2 protein-coding genes are annotated in these 832 nt (G+C 54.9%); both read left to right on the forward strand.

Annotation, left to right across the window (positions count from 1 at the left end; translation table 11 throughout):
* The first annotated feature begins 114 nt into the window (after window positions 1–114).
* On the forward strand, window positions 115–300 hold the full coding sequence (locus AC1RPG_RS07805) for a hypothetical protein (protein ID WP_481762440.1): 186 nt from the start codon (window positions 115–117) through the stop codon (window positions 298–300).
* A 26-nt stretch (window positions 301–326) separates the two neighbouring features.
* Window positions 327–728, forward strand: coding sequence for a hypothetical protein (locus AC1RPG_RS07810; protein WP_289874002.1), 402 nt, complete (start codon window positions 327–329; stop codon window positions 726–728).
* Window positions 729–832: the final 104 nt, after the last annotated feature.

Genomic DNA, 832 nt, shown 5'->3' on the forward strand with positions numbered 1-832 from the left:
GCTCAATACGGGGCGTTCGTGCGTGGCGCGTGCGTCGATTATTTTTCGAAATAAGGTTGACGCGAAATAAAACCGCGTTATAATTTAGATTCAATTTTCTAAAGAGGTAATAACATGAAACACAAAGACGCTGGGCTGAGCCCCGAACAATTGGGTGATATCTATAACCCGAACGGCGACGGGGAACACCAAGAATTCACGCGGCGCGACTGGAGACAGGCCGTAGAGAATCAGGACACCATCAGCGGTTATTGGGTTTGGGTTGCGGCTCAAATCCGGAACGCCGACGAAAGCCTGTAAACCGCTGTTAAACACCAAGGAACATCATGACCGTTACGACCAATCTCGCAGACTTCGGGCACCGTGAGCGCGAGGAAGTTATTACCCTTCTCACTGCGTGGAATCGCGCGGGGCTGCCTGATGACTTTGAGGCCGACGGGGTACACCCCGCGTTTAACACGTGCAGCGGCAAAGTGTTCCTCACGAACGCGGATTTTCAAGTGTGTATGATTCCGAGCGGTAGCGAATCCCTCGAATCGTGGTACACGACGCCGCATGAGGGACGGGAAGGGTTCTTTTCGGACCTGTGCGAAGAATACCCGGACATGCACGAAACGGACCGCGCCGACCTGCGCGAACTCGCGGAGATTCTGGGCCGCTCGTCTGAGATTCCGGACGACGAGCCCGGCCCCGACGATGGCGCAAGCCCGGACGAAGCCGACGACTGACGCAAGGGGCCCTACGGGGCCCTTTGTTATATTGGTATAGGGGTCGTACCCTGCCAGAAACGTAAGACTGCTACATATGCCATAATGTTCCGACAACTAAGGAA

The organism is Dellaglioa sp. CoH-57-MRSF-18, from assembly GCF_056781995.1.

What these genes read in the sequence shown, in the direction of transcription:
- AC1RPG_RS07805 (WP_481762440.1), top strand. Translation starts at nt 115, where the DNA reads ATGAAACACAAAGACGCTGGGCTGAGCCCCGAACAATTGGGTGATATC.
- AC1RPG_RS07810 (WP_289874002.1), top strand. Translation starts at nt 327, where the DNA reads ATGACCGTTACGACCAATCTCGCAGACTTCGGGCACCGTGAGCGCGAG.